A 243-nucleotide genomic window follows, 5' to 3' on the forward strand; every position below is an offset into this window, starting at 1 on the left:
CCTTTGATGATGAAGAACAGGGTTTCTGAACGCTCGCCGGCGCAGATGATGTTGTGTTTGGCCGGATGACGTCGGCGCTGGCAGTGAAGCAGCAGCTTGTCGAGGTTCTTGATCTTGGATGTGGGAGTAAGAGCAACCATGGTTGTATCCCGAAAAAGACTGCGCGGTGTCGTTGGCGTTGTTTTTATCCAGCGGCATCTCATTGATACACGCCGTACAAGACATGGCAATGCGCCATTCATT

Annotated in this window: 1 pseudogene; it reads right to left on the bottom strand. The window is 51.9% G+C overall.

Annotated elements, in window-relative coordinates:
- Positions 1-140, bottom strand: a pseudogene (locus SB756_RS34165) (transcriptional regulator Crp); the annotation flags it as partial.
- Positions 141-243: the final 103 nt, after the last annotated feature.

It is taken from the genome of Pseudomonas sp. SIMBA_068 (assembly GCF_046534705.1).
GTDB lineage: Bacteria > Pseudomonadota > Gammaproteobacteria > Pseudomonadales > Pseudomonadaceae > Aquipseudomonas > Aquipseudomonas putida.